Here is a 23,068-nt window from a genome sequence, read left to right as displayed (position 1 = left end):
TGATGTGTCTCCATAGCTCGAAAATAGCGACCCCCGCGCCGCGGACTTCATCTCGACGCGGACAGTGGAAGAATATCAAGGACCACCCGGCCGTGAAGCCGTTCGGCGTATTTTCGCCGCATTTTCTCCGGTGTCGCGAACCGATTCACCGACAACGCTCCCGGGCGCCAGGAACGGCAGCGGTGCAACGCTCGGATCGTCCAGCGAGGCGAGCGCGACGAGCACCCCGGCATTCCCGGTGGCGAGATCCATGGCGAGCCGGAAATTGCCTTCGCCGGGAAATGCCAGGTGCCCGCGATAGCTCAGCGCGTGCCAGTGCAGCACCGCCAGGTGCGCGGCGACCGGTTCCGGCGGCTCCGCACCCGTGCCGTCGGCGAGCCGCGCCGACGCCGCCAGCAGTCCGGCCCGGCCGTTGAACAGACCGGACTGCACCACGAGCGTGCTGCGGCTGCTGTCGTGCAGGCCGGCCGCGCTCGCCGAGATCCGTTCGTCGGGCACGTGCCGCAGCACCTGCTCGGCGACCAGGCCGATGCCGGCCGACCCCACGTCGAGGTACGGCAGGACGCGGAATCCGCCGTCCACCTGGAGCGTTCCGTCCGGGCGCCGGACGCACAGGTCGAGGTCGCGGTGCAGGGCGCGCACCGCCAGATCGAGGTGCCGGCGCCGACCGGTCCGTTCGTAGCACCGGAGGAAGAACAGCGCCGGACCGGTCCACCCGCGCAGCAGACCCCCGCGGGTCCCGGCCTTCCTGAGCCCGGCGCGCTGCGCGGTGGAGTCGATCCCGTGCGGCCGCCCGCTCTCGACGGCCTCGGCGAGCCGGTCGGCGATCTCCCACGCGCGTTCGAGGTGCCCGTCGCCGGACAGGTGCAGGTGGTTCAGCCCGATGCCGGCCAATCCGCTGAACAGGCTGACGTCGCGCGTACTCGCCACGTCCCCGGCGGCTCCGGCGACGAGCTCGTCGGCGAGCTCGGGATGCCCGAGCAGGTCGAGGACGTGCGCGGCGCCGTGCGCGCCGTCGAAGAAGCCGGGGCGCTCCGCCGCCCGCCGGGCGCGGTCGACGAACCACTGCTCGTGCGCCGGGTCGACGGGCCGCCCCGTCGTCCGCAGCGCCCACAGCACTCCGGCCGCGCCGAAGGCGAAATCGGTGCCATCGTTGTGGAATCCCGGCACGTCACCCGGGAACAGCCGGTCGTCGCGCTCCGGGGTGGCGCTGGCCCGGATGGCCAGCGCCAGGGACTCGCACGCGGCTTCGCGACCCGGCGCATCGGTGAACCGGGCCTCCGGCGCCGTGGCGACCTCCGATCCCGGCGCGGGCGGACGTGCGCGGCCGCGGATCAGCCGGAGCACGTCCGGCGGCAGGTCGAAGTGATCCTCGGCGGCGGCGACCAGTTCGCCCGCCTTGCCCGGGGCGAGCGCGCTGAGGCTGGTCAACGGGACGAACAACCACAGCGCGAGGACGGCCAGGGCTTGCTCGTCGATCTCCGCGCCGCGCGCGTCCGGGTCCGTGAAGCCCGCGTAACCCATGTGCTGCCGCCGCGCTTCGGCGATGTTCGAAGTGGCCTCGAAGTCGACCAGCCCCACCTGGTCGTCCTCGTCGACCAGGATGTTGGCCGGGTGCAGATCGCCGAACACCACGCCGCGGTCGTGGATCCGCCGCACCAGGTCGACCACCCGGCGCAGGACCGCGACCGCGCGCTCGACGTAGGCGCGCTCGGCGCCCGGATCTCCCCGGGGACCGACCAGCGGGTGGTGCAGCGCGCCCCACGCCTGCAACGTCATGCCGGGGATCCGGTCCAGCACCGCGAAGCGGTGTTCCCACACGTCGACGACCTCGTGCACGCGCGGCACGCCCGGGACCTCCGCCAGCTTCCGCAGGGCGCGGACCTCGTGGTCCAGGCGGGCGATCGCATCCCGGCCCGCCGAATCCAGCCCGGCCATCGGGCGCGCTTCTTTGAGCACGACCTCGCGGCCATCGCCGGTGCGCTCGGCGAGGTAGACGCCGCCACCGTTGGAGAAGTGCAGCGCCTCCACGATCCGGTAGTCGAGCGCCGCCGACTGCGCGCGGCGCGCGGCCAGGTGCGGTGCCAGGAAGTCCGGGGTGGGCGCCCAGTCCGGCACCGCGAAGAACGGGCGCCGGTCGTCCGGTACCAGCGCCCCGTCCGGGCGCTCGACGGCCAGCACCTGCTCACCGTCCTCGGTGAAGCAGTACCGGGGCGCGAACCCGCCGAACCGCACGTACACGGGACCGTCGCCGATGCGCAGGTCGCTGAGGATGTACGGGCCGCGCTGGCCTGCCAACGCCTCCGACAGCGCGTCGACCGCGGTCTTCAGCTCCGCGTCGTCGACCGGGTACAGGGTGAGCAGCTTCCCGCTCGCCGAGCGCGGTGCGTACTTCAGGCTGTAGGCCGTCACCAACCGCTCGGTGCGCAGGAACTTGAACGCGATGCCCGCGCCGAAGCAGTACCGCGCGACCACGTCGAGCACGTGCTCCGCGTTCTCCGGGGTCGCCGAGATGTGGATCTTCCACCCCTGGTCCGGCAATTCCAGGTCCACCGGGCGGAACATGCACCAATCGCCGTTCCCACCGCGGGTCCAGCCGTCCCGGTCCCCGTTCTCGGCGCGGTCGAACGTGCTCTCCGCCGCCCGCCAACGCGAGGGCGCCTCGTAGAAGAAACGATCCGCGAGCGAATACAGTTCCAGGTCTTCACGCATGCGTGCTTCACCTCCAACCGAGCTGAGATCAGTACGAGCGCACGCGGCCGCTCCGCCGGTCGAAGTCGCGCAAGGAGGTCGGCGGGTCGTTCGCTAGGTATTCGCCGAGCAGTTCCCGCGCCTTCCGCTTGTCCTCCGCAGAAATCGCGTCGATCACCGGGAAGTGCTCGGCGTTCGCCGCCGCGTACTCCTCGAACTCCTCTCGAAGGATCGACCACACCGTGCGGTCGTAGTACATGCCGTCGAGGAAGTGGTAATCGCGCAGCACGCCTTCAAGAACGAACCCGCCCTTGGTCAGGATCTTCAGCGTTTCCTTGTTGTACGAGGCCGTGGAGAATTCGACGCGATGCGCGTTGAGCCCGTTGAACAGGTGCTCCACGACCAGCCCGAAAGCCTCCGCGCCGTAACCGCGGCTCCACTTCTTCCAGTCGCCGACCACGCCGCCGAGGCTGTAGGAGCCCGAACTGTTGACCGGCCGGTAGTTGACCGCGCCGACCCGTTCTCCGTCGCTGGTCAGAGCCATGAAGAAACGCACGTTGCCGTCCTCGTTCGCCGCCTTGACCTTGGCCGGCGTGAGGAACTCGCGAGTGTCCGCGGTCATCGCCGCGGCCGGCGACAGCGGTTTCAGCCAGCTCGCTATGAGGGCGTAGTCGTCGTCGGTCGCCCACTCGATGCGCACTAGTCTTCCCTGCATTGCCACCGTCTTCCCGGTTCGTATTTCCCCCGCGCACGACGGGTGCACGGGTCCGCTCGAAGCGTTTCCCGCATTTCCCGGTCGTCCGTAGTTGTTCGGCTATTCGTCGGCGCAGTGCCGCGTCGTCCGATAGCGGCTTCCAGTCGGCGCTCGGTCGAGCGCACATCCTGGTCGTCGCCGCCGACGGCGAAGCGCGGTCCCAGCGTGAACGTTCCCACGCTTTCGCGTTTTTCCCGGATCGGCATTGCGCGGCCTGCGTCAGTACCCCGGCATCCCCAGTTTTTCAGTACCCCAAGTCCCCAGTAGAGCTTGTCCCCAGTAATCCAGTCCCCAGTCCGGCCCGAGCGGTTCGTGTCCCCAGCACGAGGCCCTCCAGTCGCCGCGAAAGTTATAGCCGGGGCCGGAGCGCGTCAAGCCGAACGAGCAAACCGAGCGGTTCGATCGGGACACTACTGGGCCGTTCGGAGGACGACCTGGCTTGTTCTCGCCACATCGGTGGCTCCAAGTCGACAGAACCGCAGCATTTCGGCAATCTGCTTGACCCAGTCGGGGGGCACTGCTTCACTGTGGTCACTCTCCGCAATCGGAGCCTCTTCAGTCTCAGTCCCTGCGCGATCGCGCGTCCCCGCGGTGCGCAGGCCCTCCGTCGAAGTCTTGCGATGGGCCCACTCGTGCCGCGCGGCACGAATGGGTCCCGACCCGATGCTGTGCGAAGGATTGAGATGAGTCGTTGGACTCCGCTGCTCATGGACGAAGCGTCGCTCGGCGCGATGCCCGGACTGCCCCTCGACGAGGTGATGCAGCACGCGCACCTGGTGGCCGCCCAGCGGCTGAAGCCCACGGAGCTGTACGAGAGGTGGGAACGCCAGCAGTGGTCCGCTGTGGACATCCCGCTCGAGCGGGACCGGGAGAACTTCGACCGCCTGCTGCCCGAGGGGTTCCGCAAGGTCGTCTCCGAGTCGATCGCGACCTTCATCATCGGCGAGTACACCGGGCTGGACATGCTGGGCCCGATCATCAGCGGCTCACCGGACGAGCGGTACTCGGTCTTCCTCGGCACCCAGATCGCCGACGAGACCCGGCACACGCACCTGGTCTTCCGGCTCGGCGAGGAGATCCTCGGCATGGACGCCGACCCCGGGCGGATGCTCGCCGAGAGCTGGCGGCTCGCCGCGCCGGCGCACCGCGAGCTCAGCCTGCTGGAGGCGGGCATCGTCCGCGACCTCCAGCACCGACCGCTGGACTACCGGCAGTGGTTGCGGGCGGTCGCCCTGTTCCACCTGGTCACCGAAGGCGTGCTGGCCTTGGTCGGGCAGCGGGTCCTGGTCCGGGCGCTGCGCGACGTGGACCTGCTCGACGGGGTCAAGACCGCGTTCACCGCCATGTGCCGGGACGAATCGCGGCACGTCGGCTTCGGCCTGCACGCGCTGCGCACCGGGGTCCTGGAGGGCTACCACGACGACATCTGCGAGGTCCTGGAACTGGCCGTTCCGCTGGCGCTGCGCATCGACCAGGAGACCTCGGCCGGGACCAACCGCGACTTCCGCCGGATGAGCCTGGACATCCTGCGCCGGCACCTGCGGCTGGTCGGGATCGACGAGAAATTCCAGGAGCGCCTCATAGCCGACGCGACCGGTGCGGCGCGCACCGGCGCGGACGCGCACCCGACTTCGAGCTGAAACCGCCTACGACACCCGACATTCCCGCTCGCGGGACTAGGAAGGCGAAATGACATGGGGGAAAACGGAAACGGTGGCATCGTCACCGCCGACGGCGTGGTCACCCGCGACCAGGTGGCGTGGGACGCCGCGCTGCTCGCGTCCCGGCTGCGCGGGCAGGGCATCCGGTCCGGTGACCGGGTGGTGCTCTCGGCGGGCAACTCCGCCGAGTTCGTGGTGGCGCTGCTCGCGCTGATCGCGGTGGACGCCTCCATCGTGCTGGTCGACCACCGGCAGTCCGCCGGGGAGCTGCGCAGGAGCATCGCGCACGCGAAGGCGGGACGGCTGCTGTGCGATCGCACGGTGGTGCCCGACGCACCGGGGATCACGGTGATCTCGCTGGAGAACGTGCTCAGCGAGGTGCGGCTGAGCAGGCCGATCGACGCCTTCGCCGACGTGCAGGACGCGTTGTCGTTCGACGCCTGGTACCGCCGGGACGACGGGCTGGTCCTGTGGTCCTCGGGCACCACCGGGGAGCCGAAGGGCATCGTCCGGTCCGGTGGTTCGGTGCGGCGCAACATCGAACGGACCCAGCGGCGCATGGGCTACGCCGCCGACGACGTGCTGATGCCGCTGCTGCCGTTCTCGCACCAGTACGGCCTGTCCATCGTCCTGCTCTGGTGGTGGTCGGGATTCACCCTGGTGGTGAGCCCCTCCACCCGGCTCGACCTGGCGCTGGACCGGATCACCGAGCACGGCGTGACGGTCGTCGACGCGACACCGTCCAGCTACGACACCATGCTCGCCATCTGCAGCAAGCGGAACCGGTACCACGACGCGCTCGCCAGCGTCCGGATGTGGTGCGTCGGCGGCGCTCCGCTGCCCGCGTCGCTCAGCGGGCGCTTCCGGACGATCATCGGCAAGCCGCTGCTCGACGGGTACGGCACCAGCGAAGCGGGCAACATCGCCCTCGCGGTGGGCGAGGACCCGCGCGGGGTCGGCCGGGCCCTGGACGACGTCGAGATCGCGGTCGTGGACAACGACGGCGCTCCGGTGCCACCGGGTGAGCACGGCGAGATCGTCGTCCGCACCCCGGACTACCTGAACGCCACCCTCGGGCCCGACGGCGAGCCGGTGCCGGTCGAGGACCGCGAGTACCGCACCAACGACCTCGGCTGGCTCGACGACCAGGGCAATCTGACCGTGGTGGGCCGCAAGCAGGCCGTGCACCGCCTCGGGCACACGATCTACCCCGACGCGCTGGTGGAGAAGGCCGAGCGCTGCGGCTGCCCGGTCCGGGTGGTCCCCTTCGACAACGAGCGACTGGGCAGCGAGCTGGTGTTCGTGGTGGCCGACGAGCACGACCGCGACGCGCGGTACTGGCGGACCCGGCTCGCCGCGGAGCTCGCCGAGTACGAGCGGCCCAACCGGGTCGTGGTGGTGCCCGAGTTCCCGCTCAACCTCAACGGGAAGGTGGACGCGGAGGAATTGCGCGGGATCGCGCGCGGCGGTGGCGGGGACGCGCCCGGCACCTCGCCGATCCCGTACCCGGAGCGGTTGCGGGCGCTGCGCGCCGTCGTGGAGTTCCTGCACGCGCAGCGCGCCCAGGTGCACGAGCTGCTCACCGAGGTCTCGCACCACGCGACGGTGAACGGCGAGATCGACCTGTGCATCCGGACCTTGGAGGGCGCGCAGGACGAACTGCTGCGGCACCGGCCCAGGGCGCTGGAGGGCGCGGCGGTGTTCATGCCGTCGAACATCCCGCTGTACTCGTACGTGCTGTACCTGCTGATCCCGAGCCTGTACTGCGGGCAGGTCCGGTTCCGCGCCTCCAGCAAGGTGGCGGACCTGACGCGCAAGCTGCACGAGCTGCTCTCGCCCGCGCACAACCTGCCTATCCACGACTGCTCGATGACCCAGCGGGAGTTCCTCTCCGGCCCGGTGGCCGAGTCGGAACTGGTCGTGCTCACCGGGACCTACCACAACGCGGAGAAGGTCCGGGCGCAACTGCGGTCCGACCAGTTGTTCCTCTACTTCGGCCAAGGGGTCAACCCGTTCATCGTCGGTCCCGACGCGGACCTGCGCCGCGCCATCCCGGCGCTGATCGACGTGCGCATGATCAACTCGGGGCAGGACTGCTTCGGCCCGGACCGGATCTTCGTGCACGAGTCGATCGCCGACGTGTTCGTCCCCGCGCTGTGCCACTACGTCGCCAAGCTGCGCCACGGCGACAACCGGGACACCACGAGCGACTACGGCTCGATGTACTACCTGGACGCCTTCGCCGACTCCTTCGACTACCTCCGCCGCAACGCCCGGCACATCGTCTCCGGCGGCGAGGTCAACATCATCGACATGCACCTGCGGCCGACGGTCCTGGACCTGCCGCTGGACCCGAAGGCACCGGCCACCGAGATGTTCGCGCCGATCTTCAACGTGGTGCGCTACTCGACCCCGGACGACCTGCTGTCGGTGCTGGGCTCGCCGTTCTACGTCGACCGGGCGATGGGCGCGACCGTGTACGGCGACGTGCCGGAGGTCGTCGCGTTCCTGGAGAAGCGGCACCAGGTGACCACCGAGAGCACGCTGGTCGACCACGACGACGGCAACGTGCCGTTCGGCGGTCGCGGCATCGTCGCGAACTACGCGGCGCTCGGCGCCCGTCGCGTGGCGGAGCCGCTGCTGGTCTCCAAGGCGGTGGCCGACTACCTGGGCCAGACCGGTCCGGCGGCGCGCGGCCGCCGTCTCGTCGGGGCGGCCGGACATGCCTGAGCACGGGACCGGAGCGTGGGACGCGGTGCTCGAAGTGGTGCGGCAGAACGGGGTCCGCACCCTCTTCGGGTTGCCCGGCGACGACCTGGCGCTGCTCGCGGCGCTGCGGCGGTCGGCGGCACCCCCGCGGCTGTTGCTGTGCCGGGACCAGCGCAACGCCCTGTTCATGGCGACCGGCCACGCCGTGCAGACCGGAACGCCCGCGGTCGCGGTCGTGGGCAAGGGTCCGGCGGTGACCAATGCGACCACCGGTCTGCTGGAGGCCCGGTACTCGCACGCCCCGGTGGTGCTGATCGGCTCGGGAACCGGTGCGCCGCACCGCGGTGCGCGGGCGTTCCAGGAGCTCGACCAGCTCTCCGCGGTGGCGCCGCTGACCAAGTGGGCGCACCGGGTGGAGCACGCCGACCGGCTGGTCCCCGCGCTGCGGCGCGCGCTGCTGGTCGCGACGCAGGGCGCCCCCGGCCCGGTGTACCTGGAAGTACCGGATCACCTGCTGGAGGCCACCGTCGCGGTGCGCGGCGGCGGACCGGTGGTGTCCGGCGCGGTCCGCACCCGGCACGAGCCGTCCGCGTCGCAGCCGGTGCGGGAGGCGAGGCGCCCGGTCCTGCTCGTCGGCGGGGGGATGCGGCACCGCAACGGTGCGCGCGTCGTGGAGCGGCTGGCCGAGCGCATCGGCGCGGCGATCTTCTGCACGGCCTCCGGGCGCGGCGCGGTGGACGAGGACCACCCCCACTTCCTCGGGTTGTCCGGGCTCTACGCCACGTCCTCGACCGCGTCGCTGTGGTCCACCGCGGACTGCGTGGTCAGCCTGGGCAGCAGGCTGGAGGAGACCGCCACCCTCGGCTGGCCGGAGACGATCGGCGACACCACGCCGGTGGTGCAGGTCAACATCGCGGGCGACGAGTTCGCCGCCGACTTCTCCGGGCCGTGCCTCACCGGGGATGCCGCGGGGGTCGTCGAGGAGTGGCTGGCCGACGACCTGGGCACCCCGGAGAGCCGGGCGGTGTGGACCCGGCAGGTCACCGACGCACGGCGGCGGCTCCACGACGCCCACCGCGAGGCGCTCGACCGGTTCGCCGGTTCGGGCGGGCCGCTCCGCGTCGCGGAACTGCTCGCCGCCGTGCAGCGGGTCGTGCCGGAGCACCGGGTCCTGGTCCAGGAGAACGGGTTGCAGGACATGTGGTCCTACTTCTTCCCGGTCTACCGCTGCGGTCGCGCGGGCGGCTCCGTGGTGCCCTCCGAGCAGACCAGCCTCGGCTTCGGCGCGGCGGCGGCGGCCGGGGTGAAGCTCGCCGAGCCGCACCGCCCGGTGCTCGCCCTCGTCGGGGACGGCGCGTTCGGCCTCTTCGCCGCGGACCTGCGCACGCTCGTGCGGGAGCGGATCGGGGTCTGCTACCTGGTGCTGCGCAACGGCGGCTACGGCTGGTTGCAGCAGCAGGCCGACCAGCACGACCCGCCGCTGACCGGGTTCGCCTTCGCCGGCGGCGAGGAACCGCTGGCCCGCACGCCCGGCGTGCACCACGTGGTCGTCGAGCGGCGCGCGGAGCTCGACGACGTGCTCGCGGCGGCGGTGGCCGCCGCCGCCGGTGGAACGCCCGGTGTGGTGGAAGTCCCGGTGTCCCTGGACGACGCGGCCCTGCGGCCGGAGGGGATGCCGGCACCGCCGAGCCGTGGCCGCGGCCCGAGACCGACAAGGAGCGATGATGCTGTCCGAACAACTCAGGAAACTGCGCCGACGAGTGGTCGTCACCGGGGTCGGCGCCGTCACCCCGGTGGGCCTGACCTTCGACGCCACCTGGGACGCCTTCCTCGCGGGACGCAGCGGGGTGGCCCAGATCAGCACGTTCGACACCGACGACCTGCCCACCTCGATCGCCGGGCAGATCAAGGACTTCGACCCCGCCCCCTACCTGCCGCGCAGCGTCGCGCGGCGGATGGACAGCTACGCCCAGTACGCCATGGCGGCGGCACTGCAGGCGCAGCAGTCGGCGAAGCTGACGATCGACGAGAGCAACGCCGACCGGGTAGGCGTGCTCATCGGCAGCGGCTACGGCGCGGTCAACTCGATCGACGAGTTCTCCGTGACGATCCGCCGGAAGGGCCCGCGGGCGATCAGCCCCTTCGCCCCGATCACCGGCGCGATCGACAGCGCCGCCGGTGAGATCAGCATGGCGCTGACCGCGCGCGGCCCGAGCCGGGCGATCAGCAGCGCCTGCGCGACCGGGACGGACGCGTTGGGCGAGGCCGCCCGCTGGATCCAGTTCGGCATGGCCGACGCCGTCGTCGTCGGCGGCGCGGACAACTGCGTCACCCGGGTCGACCTCGCGGGCAGCGGCAACGCGCGGGCCTTGTCCCGCCGGGTCGACGCACCGGAGGAAGCGTCCCGACCGTTCGACGAGGACCGGGACGGGTTCGTGATGAGCGCCGGGGCCGGCGTGCTGGTCCTGGAGGACGCCGAGCGGGCCGAGCAGCGCGGGGCCACCGTCCTGGCCGAGGTGCTCGGGTACGGCTGCTCATCGGACGCCTACCACTGGACGGCACCGCAACCCGAGGGCCTCGGCGCCAAGCGGGCGATGCGGGCCGCGCTCGCCGACGCCGGGATCCGGCCGGAGCAGGTGGACCACGTCAACGCCCACGGCACCGGCACCAAGCTCAACGACGCCTCCGAGGTCGCCTCGCTGCGCGAGGTGCTCGGCGAGCGCGCCACCCGCATCCCGGTCTGCTCGATCAAGTCGATGACCGGGCACATGATCGGCGCGGCGGGGGCCGTGGAGGCCATCACCGCGGTGCGGACCATCCGCACCGGCATCGTCCCGCCGACGATCAACTGCCACCGGCCGCTGGACCCGGAGTTCAACTTCGTGCCCGGTGAACCGCAGACCCACGACGTGCGCGTGGCGATGAGCAACTCCTTCGGCTTCGGCGGGCACAACGCGGTGGTCGTGCTCGGCGCCTGGGAGCGGTGACCGTGGCGGCGCTCGTGACCGGTGGCAACCGGGGGATCGGCCTGGCGATCGCGCGGGAGCTGCGCGCGGCCGGCGAAGAGGTCGCGGTCACCCACCGCGGCTCGGACGTCCCGAGCGGACTGCTCGGCGTGCGCTGCGACGTCACCGACTCCGAGCAGGTCGACGCCGCGTTCGACCGGGCGGAGGCCGAGCTCGGCCCGATCACCTCGGTGGTGGCCAACGCGGGCATCACCGACGACCGGCTGCTGCTGCGCATGGACGAGCAGCGGTTCACCCGGGTCCTCGACACCAACCTGACCGGCGCCTACCGGGTCGCCAAGCGCGGCGTGCGCACCATGCTGCGCCGACGCCGCGGCAGGCTGATCTTCGTGTCGTCGGTGGTCGGGTTCCGCGGCGAGGTGGGCCAGGCCAACTACGCCGCGAGCAAGGCGGGGCTGCTCGGCATGGCCCGGTCCCTGGCCCGCGAGCTCGGTCCGCGCGGCATCACGGCCAACGTGGTGGCACCGGGACTGATCGACACCGACATGTCCGCTGCCCTCCCCGCGGAGCGCAAGCGGGCAGTCCTCGACGGAATCCCGCTGGGGCGATTCGGCGATCCGACCGAGGTCGCCGCCCTCGTCGGCTGGCTGGCCTCGGAACGGGCCGGATACGTCACCGGGGCGCTGATCCCGGTCGACGGCGGTGCCGGCATGGGCAACTGATCGGAAGAGGTGCACCACATGGCCGGATTGCTGGCCGGAAAACGAGTCCTCGTCACCGGAGTGCTCACCGAGTCCTCGATCGCCTTCCACGCGGCGAGGACCGCCCAGGAACAGGGCGCGCGCGTCGTGCTGACCGGCTACGGCCGGCTCGGCCTGGTCCGGCGCATCGCGAACCGGCTGCCCGATCCGCCGCCGGTGATCGAACTGGACGTGACCGACGGGGACCTGCTCGACGGGCTCGCGGAACAGCTCCACCAGCACGTCGACCGGCTCGACGGGGTGCTGCACTCGGTCGCCTTCGCGCCCGAGTCCTGCCTGGGCGCGGACTTCACGGCCGCACCGTGGCGGGACGTGGCGACCGCGCTGGAGGTCTCGGCGTACTCGCTGTCCTCGCTGGCCGTCGCCTGCCGCCCGCTGCTGCGTCCGGGCAGCTCGATCGTCGGCGTGGACTTCGACGCGCGGGTGGCCTGGCCGGGCTACAACTGGATGGGCGTGGCGAAGGCCGCGCTGGAATCCACCACGCGCTACCTGGCACGCGAACTCGGCCCCGAGGGGATCCGCGTCAACCTGGTCGCGGCCGGACCGCTGCGCACCGTCGCCGCCCGCTCCATCCCCGGCCCGGACGACCTCGAGGACGCCTGGCGGCGGGCGCCGCTGGGCTGGGACAGCGGCGACCCGGGCCCGGTCGGCAAGACGATCTGCGCGCTGCTGTCCGACTGGCTGCCGACGACCACCGGGGCCGTGGTGCCCGCCGACGGCGGCTTCCACGCCATCGGCCGCTGAAGCCCCGAACCGACACGACGAACGACCGAGGATGGGAAAGACCGTGACCGAAGTGCAGTCGACGCCGATCACCGCGCCGGACGGCGCCGCCGTGCGGATCAACGCGGCGGCGGTCCTGGAACCCGACCACTGGAACTTCAGCGTCGATTACGCGTTGTTCCCCTCCGTGGGCGAATACCCCGTCTACGACGACCCTATGTACGACGCGATGGCCGCCGACGAGGTGCGCAACACCGCCTACGCGGAAGCCATCGACCGGCTCGCTCCCGGCCGCACCGCGGTCGAGATCGGCACCGGCAAGCACGCGCTGTGGTCCGTCGCGGCGGTCCGGGCCGGCGCCGAGCACGTGTACGCGATCGAGGCGCTGCCCGCCTACGCCGAGCTGGCCCGGGAGACCATCGCGCAGGCGGGGCTGTCGGACCGGATCACGGTGCTGGACGGGCTTTCCACCGAGGTCGAGCTCCCGGAGCGGGTGGACCTGTGCATCTCCGAGATCATCGGGTGCATCGGCGGCTCGGAGGGCACCGAAGCGGTGCTGGCCGACGCCCGGGACCGCTTCCTCAAGCCCGACGGCCGCTCCGTCCCGCACCGGTGCGTGACCACGGTCGCCGCAGTCGACGTCCGGGGCCGGTTCCTGGACGACACGCCCGCCGTGGTCGACGTGACGGTCCCCTACGTGGAGCAGATCTTCCGGGCGTACGGGCGTCCCTTCGACCTCCGGATGTGCCTGCACGGCGACGTCGGGAAGGTCGCGCTCACCGACGAGGACGAGGTGGAGGCCCTGGAGTTCAACGGGGAGCCGGGCACCGGCGAGCCCGACCGCGGGACGCTCCGGGTGACCAGGGCGGGCACGCTGACCGGCCTGGCCCTCGGCGTCCGGCTGTGGACCGCGCCCGGGGTCGCCCCGATCGATACCGTCCGCCAGGAGACCAGCTGGCTGCCGATCTACGCCCCGCTCTCCCCGGACGGGATCGAGGTCGTGCCGGGCGACCGGATCGACTACGAGTTCACCCGGTCGTTGAGCGACGACGAGGTGCACCCGGACTACGCGTTCACCGGCACGCTGCACCGGGCGGCGGGCGGCGACCCGGTGGAGCTGGCGTGGGACTCGCCGCACCACCCCGAGGCCTTCCGGGGCACCACCTTCTACCGCGACCTGTTCCCGGCGGGCTGAACGCGGCGCTCGCGGAGTCCGGAGACCGCGCCGTCCGGGCCGGACGGCGCGGTCCGATCCGGCCGAACCGCTGGTCCCGTCGCCGCCGTTCTGGTCGGATGGCGGGCATGACCGAGTCGGGCGCAGTGCCGTTCTTCCACGACGTCGAGCCCGTCCAGCGGGTCCGCGACGACCTCCTGGACGTCCACTTCACCGGGGCGTCGACGGACCGGCGTCCTGCCGTGATCTTCGTGCACGGCATGGCGGAGGACACCGACCCCCGGCCGCGGGACTGGGACGTCTTCCGCGGCTACGGAGCTCTGGCGGCGGCGTCCGGGCTGGTCGGCGTCACCTTCGACCACCGCCTCCACTCCGGCGGGCACTTCCCGCACGCGGCGGCCGACGTCGCCGCCGTGGTCGAGCGGACCCGCGCGCTGGAGGTGGTCGACGGCGACCGCGTCCTCCTGTGGTTCTTCTCCCTGGGCGGCGCGCTCGCCGCGTCGTGGCTGCCGGAACCGCCGCCCTGGCTCCGCGGCATCGCCCTGACCTACCCCGTGCTCGCCCCACCGCCGGACTTGCCCGGCGACGTCGCCCGCTTCGACGCCGTCGCGGCGGTGTCGGCGCACCCCGGCCTGCCCAAGCTCCTCGTCCGCGTCGGTGACGAGATCGAGTGGCTCGCCCGCACCCAGGACGCGTTCGTGGCGCGAGCCCGCGACGCCGACGCCGCACTGGAGGTCATCGAGCTCCCCGACGCCGCCCACGGTTTCGAAGGGCACGGGCACGACCCCGCCGCCCGCGCCGCGGTCGACCGCGCGATGCGCTGGGCCGCGGACGCGCTGACCAGGTGACCGGCACGGAACGTCCGGACCGATCGGCGGCAGCCCCGGATTCAAACGCCGCACTCGATCGGGTGAACATCGAGCCGGGGTGCGTTCACCGCCGCGTTGCACCGCTGGGCGCCGGTACCCAGCGCGGCGAATGGTGTTCGGACCGCGGATGACGAATGCGGGTCGTCGCGGTGAAAACGGCCGCTGACTGCTCCAGAAGCGGCACGCGGACGTCACATCGCGCGAGGCCGAACGGCGCCGTCCGCCCTGGTAGCGTCGTGCCCGGAGCAGCGACAGGAATCGTGAATTCGCCGAAGCCCGGTCGGTCCGCACCCGATCTTCGCCCGCGCCGACCGGTCATTCACCCCCGCGCTCGCCAACGCCGACGGGCCACCGCCACCCCCGCGTTGATCGTGCGAAGGAGTCCTGGTGAACACCACGAGCACGGCGGACGACATCGGCACCGGACCACCCGCCGGACCGGCGCGACGAGCGCCCGACCGGGGCCTGCCCACCGTCCTCATGGGACTGACGTTGCTCAGCGGCATCATCGACGCGGTGAGCTACCTGGGGCTCGGGCAGCTCTTCCTCGGCAAGATGACCGGCAACCTCATCGTGCTCGGCATCTCCCTCGGCCCGGCCACCGGGTTCGCCATCGGCGCTGCCGCGGTGGCGCTCGCGGCGTTCCTCGCCGGGGCCGTGCTGGCCGGCCGCCTGCACACGATGATCGCCCGCTTCCGCTACCGGTGGATCAACACGGCGCTGGTGATCGAGGCCGCGCTGCTGGTCGCCGCCGCGGTCGTGGCGGTGCGCGGCGCTCCCACGACGTCGACGCCGAAGACCATCACCCTCATCGTGCTGATCGCCGTCGCGATGGGCTTCCGCAACGCCACCGTCCGCAAGATGGCGATCCCGGACATGACCACGACGCTGGTCACGCTGACGCTGGCCGACCTCGCCTCGGACTCGTTCCTCGCCGGTCGCCGCAATCCCCGGCTGCGCCGCCGGATCGGCGTCGTCGCCGCCATCTTCGGCGGTGCGCTGATCGGCGGGTTCCTCGTCGCCGTGCACGGCCTGGTGGTGCCGCTGGTCGTCTGCGCCGCGCTGGCGTGCGCGCTCGCCGTCGGCTACCCCGCCGCGCACTGGTGGTGGGCACGCCCGCGGAAGGCGCCCTTCGTGCCCGCGCAGCGCAGGAAGAGGTGACGCCCGCGCGCCGCGTCACCGGCCCGCGGTGTCGACCCGGTGGAGGTGGTGGAGGGTGGCGGCGATGATCCGCTCCTGCGCTCGCCGCCTGCTGGTGGCGGGACGGCCGTCACCGGGTTGTGGGCCGTAGTCGCCGAAGTGGGCGTGGATCGCGCCCGGGACGGCGACGAATTCGGTGGTCGGGGGCAGCGGCGCACCGAGGACGTCGGGGACCGCGGAGAGCCCGTCGCGGGTGCCGTAGACCGAGGTGGCGGCGAGGTCCGCGCCGCGCAGGTCGATGTCCGGGTAGGACGCCCACAGCAGCAGGCCGCGCACCCGCTCGGGGTGCGCGGTGGCCAGGCGGGCGGCGGTCGGTCCGCCCAGGGAGTGCCCGCCCGCGACCCAGCGGTCGGGGCCGCGGCTGATCGCCGCCGCGCCCTGCTGCGGCTGGAGGATCGCCATGCCGAACGGCGCTTTGCGCACGACGACCGGGTATCCGGCCTCGGCGACGGGGCGCAGCAGCGGCACGTACGCGCGGGAGTCGACCTTGGCGCCGGGGTGGAACACCAGGCCGGTGCCCCGCACCGGCCCGCGCGGGCGGAGCTCGATGCTGGTGGCGCGGTCGTGCACGGCCACCTCGGCGTCCGAGCGCATCGCCGCCAGGGCGGAGGGCTCGGCGCCGCGCGGGTAGGCGTAGAGCAGCGCCGCGCACACCACCAGCGCGAGCACCGCGATCAGCAGGCGGCTCGGCCATCGGCGGGACGGTGCGGGCACGGCTGCTCCGGGATGTCTAGTCTGGGCCGATGGCCGAGGTGGGTGCGCGGGGCAGGTGGTTCCTGCCCTCGGTGTCGTTGGTCGTGCTGCTCGTGGTCGCGGCGATCGCCGCGACCGGTGGGCCGACGATACTGGCGATGCACCCGGCCTACGCGATCGCGCTCGGCGTGGTCGGCGCCCTCGCCCTGGCCGGGGTGGCCACGGCGCTCCGGCGCTGACCGAGTCACCGCGCCCGGGCGTAGCGCCGCCACCACACCCACCCGATGCTGCCCCACAGCAGGAACCACACCGCCGCCATCACGGGGTCGGCCTGCCACAGCGCGGCGAGCGGGAACAGCACTGCTGCCGCGGTGTAGACGATGGCGAGCCCGAGGTATCGCCGCCGCGGCCTGCCACCTGCCATCGTCCCGCCCCGGCTACGGCTTGCGGGCCAGCGCGCCGTACATCCCGACGTCGGCGTCGTCGATGGTGCCGATCTCAGCCGGGTCGGGGTGCCAGTGGTGCACCTGGACCAAGCCGGGTTCCACCAGGTCGAGGCCCTCGAAGAAGGCCAGCGACTCCTCGGGGTCGCGCAGCCGCATCGGCATCCCGCGCGCCGCGTACTCGCGGGCGACCCGGCCGATCTCGTCCGGGGCGCAGTCGGCGGTGCCGATGGACATGGCCAGGTAGCTGCCGGCGGGCAGCGGGTCGAGCAGCTGCCGCACGAGCCCGACGGCGTCGTCCTCGTCGAGCATGAAGTGCACGATGGCGATCACGCACAGCGCGATCGGCTCGGCCGGGTCGAGGGTGTCGCGGAAGCCCGGGGCGTCGAGGATGGCGCGCGGATCGCGCATGTCCGCCTCGACGTAGGCGGTGCTGCCCTCCGGTGTCCCGGCCATCAGGGCGCGGGAGTGCGCGAGCACGATCGGGTCGTTGTCGACGTAGACCACGCGGGACTCGGGAGCGACCGCCTGCGCGACCTCGTGGAGGTTCGGGCTGGTGGGGATGCCGGTCCCGACGTCCAGGAACTGCCGGATCCCGGCCTCCTCGGCCAGGTAGCGGGCCGCGCGGTGCATGAAGTCGCGGTTGGCGCGCATGTGCACCGGCAGCGCGGGCCATTCCCGCAGCATCGCGGCGGCGGCCTCGCGGTCGACGGCGTAGTTGTCCTTGCCGCCGAGGACGGCGTCGTAGATCCGCGCCGAATGCGCCTCGTCCGTGCGCAGGTCGAGCGAGCGCAACCCGTCCCCGCCCGCAGTCCCGCCGACGACCATCCCGTCCACCCCCGACCGAGCGAAGATCACCACCCGCGACGGTAGCACCGCGCCACCGCAGGTCCCAGGCGTGTTCCCGGCTCGCGAGGTGGTGCAGTCCGTTCACCTCGCGGTGCTGGCGCGACGGCACTCGGGACCGCCGCGAGAATCCGGGAGGCGGAGGGATGTCCCCGTCCGCCGAGGTTCCGCCCGAGGCGCGCACGACGATAGGTTGTGCCCTCGTGCTGGACGTGCTGGACAAGTTGGGGTCGGTGTTCTCCGCCGCGTTCGCCCTCGCGGGGCTCGTGCTGACCGGCTACGGCCTGCGGCGCGACCGCCGACGCGCCGCACCGCAGGCGCCTCCGGTGCCCCCGCCGCCGGTCGAGGGCAGCGGGCCCGGCCTGGTCGTGCCCGACCGCACCGAGTGGGTGCCGGACCCGTCGCACCTGCCGGAACCGTCCGGCCCGCACCACGGCGGGTACGGCACGCCGACGCCGCTCCCGGCAACGCCCGGCCGCCGCGGCCCGCTCCCCCTCGGGGTGGCGCTGCTGGTCGTCGGCATCGTGCTCGGCGTCGTGACCGCCCTGCTGTAGCGGGAAGCTCCGCCCGCCGTCGCGCGCGGGACCCGGCTACCGGGTGAGGTCCTCCGCGACGGCCGATTCCTCCGCCGGTGCCCGCGGTTCCACCCGCTCCGGTTCGGGCGGGAGGCAGTCGCCCGCGGTGAGCGCGCTGGCCCCGCCCGCGGCGACCAGCGCCGCCCAGGTGGCGATCGTGCCGCCCATGCCGTCCTCCCTCGTCCACGTCCCCCGAGCCCACCAGCCAGGACGTCAGCGGACCAGCGCCCTCACCCGGTCGGGGCGGGTCGGCCGAGGCTGGGACCCGTTCATCCCCACCCGAGCGGAGGAGCGCTCACCCGTCGCCGAGCAGCGGGCCCGGCCGGGCGAGGTGGCGTGGTAGCCGTGGTCGTCGACGGCGCGGGCCCGCCCGTCGGAGCGCAGCGGACCTACAGCGCCGGACCGCGCCGGAGGCCGGGTTCGCGGTCGTCGCAGGCGGCGATCAGCGCTTCGCGGGCGCGCGCGACGCGGGAGCGCACGGTGCCGATCGGGCAGCCGCAGACCTCGGCGGCCTCGGCGTAGGTGTAGCCGAGGACCTGGGTCAGCACCAGGGCTTCGCGGCGGTCCTCGGCGAGCCCGTCGAGCAGCAGGTGCAGGTCCACCACGCCCTCGAAACCCGGTCCGGCGAGCTCCACGTCGTCGGCGCGCGCCGCGCGGGCCGGGGCGCGCCGCAGGTGGTCGGCGACGACGCGGCGGGCGATCGACAGCAGCCAGGTGCGCGAGGACGACCGCCCGGCGAACCGGGGCAGCGAGCGGACCGCCCGCAGGTAGGTGTCCTGGGTGAGGTCGTCGGCGGCGGCGAGGTCGGTCAGGTGCGCGGTGAACCGCCAGACGTCGGCCTGGGTCGAGCGGACCCAGGCGTCGAGCGCCCGCCGATCGCCGCGCGCGGCGGCTAGCGCCAGCTCGGTGATCCGCGCGTCGTCCCGTTCCGCGAAGCCACCCCGTTCCACGAAGCCGCACGGTAGCCGATGTCGCGTGGAACTGTTTCCGGCATTCGGGCGACCATCTAGTCGTGGACTGCTCAACCTTCCGCGAGGCGCTCTCGGCACGGCTGGACGGCGAAACCGGCCCCGTGCCCGACGAGGCGCTGGACCGCCACCTGCTCCGCTGCCCGGACTGCCGGGCGTGGGACGAGCGCATCACCGGGTTGCGCCGGGGGATGCTGGTGCGCGAGGCACCACCGGTGCCCGACCTCACCGAGCGCATCACCGCCGCCGCGCGGCCGAAGCGCGGGCACCTGCTGCGCGGGGCGCTCGGGGTGGTCGCGGTGGCGCAGAGCGGGTTGGGCATCGCCCAGCTCCTCGGCGCGGCAGGTGTGCACGGCGCGCACAGCACGCACCTGAGCAACGAGAGCGCCGCGTGGAACCTCGCGATCGGCATCGGGCTGCTGTGGGCGGCGCTGCGCCCGCGCGCCGCGGGCGGCCAGCTCCCCGCGTTCGCCGGGTTCACCTTGATCATCGGCGCGGTCTCGGCCGCGGACCTGCTCGGCGGTCACGTCACCGCCGGACGGGTGTTCTCGCACGTCCTGGTGGCCATCGGCGTGGGCCTGCTGATCGTGGTGCACCGGCGGCTGGGCCGCGATCCGCACCCGACCCCGAGCACCGCCGACGACCGCGACACCCACCGCGACACGCCCGACCTCACCGACCCGGACCTCCCGAACCCGGCCCACCCGTCACCGCACCGCGCACCCCACCGCCGAACCGGCCACCAAGGCCACCGCGCCGCCTGACCCCACGTCCGGGTGGTCTTGACCAGGTGAGGGGCGGTCACAGGAGGCCGAGGAAGGCCGCTCCCATGCCGAAGCTCATGGCGCCGTGGCAGGCGTGATCGAGCGCGCGGCGTCCGGCCGGGCCGGTCGGTGCCGGGAGGGTCCGGCCCAGGTCGAACGCCGTGGACAACCACGGCAGGCACGACAGCACGAAGTAGCCCGCGAGCACCGCGGTCACTGCCGTGATCGCCGCGGGCACGGCGGCGGCCTCCGGCGCGAGCGCCACCTGGGTGCCGGCGGCGTGGTGGTGGTGTCCGCCGCCGGAGCTCGCGCGCATCAGGACCGGCATGGTGGCCGCCATCCACACCATCGCGCCCATCGTCGCGGCGTGGTGCAGGTGGGCGATCCGCGGGTGCTGGAACTCGTCGCGCCACCGCGGGCCGACCAGCGCCCGCACCGCGAACCACAGCGCGGCGATCGCGAACGCGACGACCTGCGGGAGCACCGGGAGGTGCACCCACACCATCGCCAGCATCGCCGCGCCCATCCCGAGGTGGCACAGCGCGCTGATCCGCTCCGCCGGTCCGATGCGCGCCGCGACGAGCCGGGCGACCGACCACGCGGCCGTCCCGGCGAACAGCGCGGTGAGCGCCCATTGCAGCAGCGGTGACGCCATCATCGGGCAACCTCCTCGATCCCCGCGCGCCGACGCGCGCGCCAGCCCAGCAACAGGTCCAGCAGCAGGAAAGCCAGCAGCGACAGCCCCATCATCGGCAGGAAGTAGCCGACGAGCGCCACCACCACGACGATCGGGGCCAGCACCCGACCGGGCACCCGCCGCCACGCGCCGCGCTCCGGCGGTCGGCCGAACGCGCGGGAACCCGGACGCGACCACCACATCCGGTAGCCGGTGGCGATCAGCGTCAGCAGCCCGCCCATCAGCACCACGAGCACGAGCTGGTTCGGCAACCCGAACAGCAGCCCCATGTGCGCGTCGATGCCCCAGCGGGCCAGCTTCGCGGCGAGCGGGTAGTCGGCGAAGCGCTGCACGTCGACGACCGCGCCGGAGGCCGGATCGACGGCCACGGCGTCCTGCTGCGACGGCCAGGACCGGCCGGTCTGCTGGACGCCGTAGGCCTGGCCGGGCCCCGCGGGCGGGACGATCTCGACGGCGCCGGTCACGTCGCGGGCGTGCGCGGCGGCCAGCACCCGGTCGTAGCCCACGTCGCCCTGCCGCGCCGGACCGCTCAGCTCGGTGGACACCACCGGCGTCTCCCAGGACAGCGCCGAGCGCAGCTCGGTGACGTTGCCCCCGGCGTGCTGCGACCAGGTCAGACCGGTGGCGGACAGGAACAGCAGCCCGATCGAGATCCACAGCCCGGTGGCGCCGTGCCAGGACAGCAGCCGCCGCCGTCCGGAAGCGCGGGGCTCGGGCAGCACCAGCGAGCGCCGGTTCCGGCGGCGCCGCCCGATCCACAGCGCGATCCCGCCGAGGGCCACCACCCACATCCAGCTCGCGGCGAGCTCGCTGTAGAGCCGCCCGGCGTCACCGAGGTGCAGTCCGCGGTGCAGGTTGTCGACCCACGCGCGGATCGGCAGCGCCTGCCCGCTGCCGTAGGTCTCCAGCACGCCGCGCACATCGGCGGTGTAGGGGTCGACGAACGCGGTCCGCCGGTAGCTCGCGGGCAGGTCCGGCGCCTCGAAGATCACCTGGGTGGTGTCGGTGGCGGTGGGCGCCGGGCGCACCGCCATCAGCTCGTCGCCCGGTCGCGCCGCCCGCGCCGCCGCGATCTGCTCGTCCAGCGGCCGGGCGGGTTCGGTGGCGGCCGCCACGTGCAGCTCGTGGTCGTAGACCACCTCGTCGAGCTGCGGGGTGAACACGTAGAGCATCCCGGACAGCGCGGCGATCACCAGGAACGGCGCGATGAACACGCCCGCGTAGAAGTGCAGCCGCAGCACCAGGGGGCGCAGTGCCGACCACGTCGACCCGCGTCGCCGGACGTCCTCCTGCTCCGCTCGCAGGTCCACCGGATCCTCGACGGCCATGCCGGTCCTCCTCGCTGTCGTCCACCACAGGAGTCGGCCGGACGGGCGCGGAAGTTCCCGGCGTCGGGGCGATCACACCCGGATCGATCAATCCAGCCGGTCGGGCCAGGACAGCGACCCGGCGAGGGCGGCGTCGTCGACCTCCGGGAACCCGGCGCAGCGCTCGGCGAGCCGCGCCACCTCCGCCGGGCGTTCGGCGTGCGGACCGGCGCTCATCCGGGCGCTGGCCAGCACGTTGCGCTCGACCCGGGGACGGCGGTGCCGTTCGTAGCGGTCCAGCGCGGTGTCCGGATCGGGGGCGTCGCGCAGCGCTTTGGCCAGCACGACCGCGTCCTCCAGGGCCATCGAGGCGCCTTTGCCGGTGGCCGGGGCGGCGGCGTGCGCGGCGTCGCCGACGAGCAGGCCCCGGCCGAGCCGCCACCGGGACGAGCCGGCGAGGTCGTGGGCGTCGGTGGACAGCACCTCGTCGGTGGCCTCGACGATCCGCGCGGCCGGGGTGGCGTCCGGGCGCAGCGCGGCGAGCAGGTCGGCGTCCGGGGACGCGGCGGGCACCGGGAGCCGGGCGAACCAGTGCACCACCCCGGACGGGGACACGGCGTAGCCGAACGCGGTTCGGCCGCCCCGCAGCATCTCGATCCGGCCCGGCTCGTGCGGCGGCGCGATCCGGTCGGTGTAGCCGTAGTACACCCGCTGCCCCGCGTACCGCTTCCGCGCGGCGGGGTCGATCACCGCGCGCAGCGCCGAGTTGACGCCGTCCGCGGCGATCAGCAGGTCACCGCGCACCACCCGCCCGTCCGCGAACCGGGCCACCGCGCCGTCGACGCCCGTGCACCGGCTGCCGGTGCGGACCTCGATGCCGCGCCGCTCGGCCTCCTCGCGCAGCGCCGCGCACAGCTCAGCCCGGCGCAGGCAGCGGTAGTCGCGCAGCGGTGCGGCGGCCACCTCCGCGCCGGTGGCGTCCACGACCCGCATCGCGGTGAGCGGGAAGCCGCCGACCCGGTCCACGCCGAGCTGCCGCAGCGCCAGCATCCCGGTGTCGGCGAGGGTGAGGAACGCCCCCGGATCGGCCCCGCCGGACGGGTGCGCCTCGTGCACCTCGACGCCGAAACCCGCCTGCCGCAGGGCCAGCGCCGCCGCCGTACCCGCGATCCCCGCACCGATGACGACGATCCGATCCACCCGCTGATCCTCCCAGGGCCCGTCCCCCGAACGCACGCTTTCCGCCGACGTCCGCCATCGGACGGCG

Annotated in this window: 22 protein-coding genes and 1 pseudogene; 13 read left to right on the top strand and 10 right to left on the bottom strand. The window is 73.2% G+C overall.

Annotated elements, in window-relative coordinates; genetic code table 11:
* Positions 1 to 75: 75 nt before the first annotated feature.
* A complete protein-coding gene (lanKC, locus tag ACQP0T_RS03490) occupies positions 76 to 2,712 on the bottom strand; it encodes a class III lanthionine synthetase LanKC (RefSeq protein ID WP_433871268.1) in 2,637 nt (878 codons plus the stop codon).
* 28 nt (positions 2,713 to 2,740) lie between these two features.
* Positions 2,741 to 3,391 carry a GNAT family N-acetyltransferase gene (locus tag ACQP0T_RS03485; protein WP_433871267.1) on the bottom strand — a complete coding sequence of 217 codons (651 nt, stop codon included), beginning with the start codon at positions 3,389 to 3,391 and terminating at the stop codon, positions 2,741 to 2,743.
* 737 nt (positions 3,392 to 4,128) lie between these two features.
* On the opposite strand from ACQP0T_RS03485, the gene ACQP0T_RS03480 reads away from it, so the two are divergent.
* The 9 genes and pseudogenes from ACQP0T_RS03480 to ACQP0T_RS03440 all read left to right on the top strand — a co-directional run bounded on the left by ACQP0T_RS03480 (position 4,129) and on the right by ACQP0T_RS03440 (position 15,469).
* Positions 4,129 to 5,085 carry a ribonucleotide-diphosphate reductase subunit beta gene (locus ACQP0T_RS03480; protein WP_433871266.1) on the top strand — a complete coding sequence of 319 codons (957 nt, stop codon included), beginning with the start codon at positions 4,129 to 4,131 and terminating at the stop codon, positions 5,083 to 5,085.
* A gap of 54 nt (positions 5,086 to 5,139) precedes the next feature.
* On the top strand, positions 5,140 to 7,836 hold the full coding sequence (locus ACQP0T_RS03475) for an aldehyde dehydrogenase family protein (RefSeq protein ID WP_433871265.1): 2,697 nt from the start codon (positions 5,140 to 5,142) through the stop codon (positions 7,834 to 7,836).
* Positions 7,829 to 9,436, top strand: a pseudogene (locus ACQP0T_RS03470) (thiamine pyrophosphate-binding protein); the annotation flags it as partial. The gene ACQP0T_RS03475 and the pseudogene ACQP0T_RS03470, both read left to right, overlap by 8 nt.
* 100 nt (positions 9,437 to 9,536) lie before the next feature.
* Positions 9,537 to 10,802 carry a beta-ketoacyl-ACP synthase II gene (gene fabF / locus ACQP0T_RS03465; protein ID WP_433871264.1) on the top strand — a complete coding sequence of 422 codons (1,266 nt, stop codon included), beginning with the start codon at positions 9,537 to 9,539 and terminating at the stop codon, positions 10,800 to 10,802.
* Positions 10,799 to 11,503, top strand: a complete 705-nt coding sequence (fabG, locus tag ACQP0T_RS03460; RefSeq protein ID WP_433871263.1) for a 3-oxoacyl-ACP reductase FabG — start codon at positions 10,799 to 10,801, stop codon at positions 11,501 to 11,503. Before fabF ends, fabG begins: the two co-directional genes overlap by 4 nt.
* Positions 11,504 to 11,521: 18 nt before the next feature.
* Entirely contained in the window at positions 11,522 to 12,286 is a 765-nt protein-coding gene (gene fabI, locus ACQP0T_RS03455; RefSeq protein WP_433871262.1) for an enoyl-ACP reductase FabI, read from the top strand.
* Between the two features lie 43 nt (positions 12,287 to 12,329).
* Positions 12,330 to 13,460 carry a 50S ribosomal protein L11 methyltransferase gene (locus tag ACQP0T_RS03450; protein WP_433871261.1) on the top strand — a complete coding sequence of 377 codons (1,131 nt, stop codon included), beginning with the start codon at positions 12,330 to 12,332 and terminating at the stop codon, positions 13,458 to 13,460.
* Positions 13,461 to 13,567: 107 nt separating this feature from the next.
* Positions 13,568 to 14,287 (top strand): serine aminopeptidase domain-containing protein, encoded by a 720-nt coding sequence (locus ACQP0T_RS03445; RefSeq protein ID WP_433871260.1) that lies wholly within the window; start codon positions 13,568 to 13,570, stop codon positions 14,285 to 14,287.
* A 408-nt stretch (positions 14,288 to 14,695) separates the two neighbouring features.
* On the top strand, positions 14,696 to 15,469 hold the full coding sequence (locus ACQP0T_RS03440) for a YoaK family protein (RefSeq protein WP_433871259.1): 774 nt from the start codon (positions 14,696 to 14,698) through the stop codon (positions 15,467 to 15,469).
* Between the two features lie 15 nt (positions 15,470 to 15,484).
* On the opposite strand, the gene ACQP0T_RS03435 is transcribed toward ACQP0T_RS03440, so the two are convergent.
* Positions 15,485 to 16,222, bottom strand: coding sequence for an alpha/beta hydrolase (locus ACQP0T_RS03435; protein ID WP_433871258.1), 738 nt, complete (start codon positions 16,220 to 16,222; stop codon positions 15,485 to 15,487).
* Between the two features lie 29 nt (positions 16,223 to 16,251).
* On the opposite strand from ACQP0T_RS03435, the gene ACQP0T_RS03430 reads away from it, so the two are divergent.
* On the top strand, positions 16,252 to 16,440 hold the full coding sequence (locus tag ACQP0T_RS03430; protein WP_433871257.1) for a hypothetical protein: 189 nt from the start codon (positions 16,252 to 16,254) through the stop codon (positions 16,438 to 16,440).
* Positions 16,441 to 16,445: 5 nt separating this feature from the next.
* Here ACQP0T_RS03430 and ACQP0T_RS03425 read toward each other — a convergent pair whose 3' ends face one another.
* On the bottom strand, positions 16,446 to 16,625 hold the full coding sequence (locus tag ACQP0T_RS03425; protein WP_433871256.1) for a hypothetical protein: 180 nt from the start codon (positions 16,623 to 16,625) through the stop codon (positions 16,446 to 16,448).
* A 13-nt stretch (positions 16,626 to 16,638) separates the two neighbouring features.
* Positions 16,639 to 17,502: an SAM-dependent methyltransferase gene (locus ACQP0T_RS03420; protein WP_433871255.1), complete on the bottom strand. Its 864-nt coding sequence runs from the start codon at positions 17,500 to 17,502 to the stop codon at positions 16,639 to 16,641.
* A gap of 191 nt (positions 17,503 to 17,693) precedes the next feature.
* Between ACQP0T_RS03420 and ACQP0T_RS03415 the strand changes: the two genes are divergently transcribed.
* The gene (locus tag ACQP0T_RS03415; RefSeq protein WP_433871254.1) at positions 17,694 to 18,044 is read left to right on the top strand and encodes a hypothetical protein; all 351 of its coding nucleotides are present in this window, start codon (positions 17,694 to 17,696) and stop codon (positions 18,042 to 18,044) included.
* Positions 18,045 to 18,080: 36 nt separating this feature from the next.
* Here ACQP0T_RS03415 and ACQP0T_RS03410 read toward each other — a convergent pair whose 3' ends face one another.
* Positions 18,081 to 18,233, bottom strand: a complete 153-nt coding sequence (locus ACQP0T_RS03410; RefSeq protein WP_433871253.1) for a hypothetical protein — start codon at positions 18,231 to 18,233, stop codon at positions 18,081 to 18,083.
* On the opposite strand from ACQP0T_RS03410, the gene ACQP0T_RS03405 reads away from it, so the two are divergent.
* On the top strand, positions 18,232 to 18,408 hold the full coding sequence (locus ACQP0T_RS03405) for a hypothetical protein (protein ID WP_433871252.1): 177 nt from the start codon (positions 18,232 to 18,234) through the stop codon (positions 18,406 to 18,408). The genes ACQP0T_RS03410 and ACQP0T_RS03405 overlap by 2 nt on opposite strands.
* Before the next feature lie 46 nt (positions 18,409 to 18,454).
* Here the strand turns inward: ACQP0T_RS03405 and ACQP0T_RS03400 are convergent, their stop codons facing one another.
* Positions 18,455 to 19,015, bottom strand: a complete 561-nt coding sequence (locus tag ACQP0T_RS03400; protein WP_345367236.1) for a sigma-70 family RNA polymerase sigma factor — start codon at positions 19,013 to 19,015, stop codon at positions 18,455 to 18,457.
* Between the two features lie 62 nt (positions 19,016 to 19,077).
* Between ACQP0T_RS03400 and ACQP0T_RS03395 the strand changes: the two genes are divergently transcribed.
* Positions 19,078 to 19,797, top strand: coding sequence for a zf-HC2 domain-containing protein (locus ACQP0T_RS03395; RefSeq protein ID WP_433871251.1), 720 nt, complete (start codon positions 19,078 to 19,080; stop codon positions 19,795 to 19,797).
* Between the two features lie 37 nt (positions 19,798 to 19,834).
* Here the strand turns inward: ACQP0T_RS03395 and ACQP0T_RS03390 are convergent, their stop codons facing one another.
* The 3 genes from ACQP0T_RS03390 to ACQP0T_RS03380 form a co-directional block, all read right to left on the bottom strand.
* The gene (locus ACQP0T_RS03390; protein ID WP_433871250.1) at positions 19,835 to 20,455 is read right to left on the bottom strand and encodes a DUF5134 domain-containing protein; all 621 of its coding nucleotides are present in this window, start codon (positions 20,453 to 20,455) and stop codon (positions 19,835 to 19,837) included.
* Complete coding sequence (locus ACQP0T_RS03385) at positions 20,452 to 21,822, bottom strand: PepSY-associated TM helix domain-containing protein (protein ID WP_433871249.1); 1,371 nt, start codon at positions 21,820 to 21,822, stop codon at positions 20,452 to 20,454. The genes ACQP0T_RS03390 and ACQP0T_RS03385 overlap by 4 nt, the downstream gene beginning before the upstream one ends.
* An 87-nt stretch (positions 21,823 to 21,909) precedes the next feature.
* The gene (locus ACQP0T_RS03380; protein ID WP_433871248.1) at positions 21,910 to 23,001 is read right to left on the bottom strand and encodes an FAD-dependent oxidoreductase; all 1,092 of its coding nucleotides are present in this window, start codon (positions 22,999 to 23,001) and stop codon (positions 21,910 to 21,912) included.
* Positions 23,002 to 23,068: the final 67 nt, after the last annotated feature.

The organism is Saccharopolyspora sp. CA-218241 (assembly GCF_050954615.1).
Classification (GTDB): domain Bacteria; phylum Actinomycetota; class Actinomycetes; order Mycobacteriales; family Pseudonocardiaceae; genus Saccharopolyspora; species Saccharopolyspora cebuensis.
The sequence above is the reverse complement of the archived record's forward strand: the minus strand, read 5'-3'. Positions and strand labels throughout refer to the sequence as shown.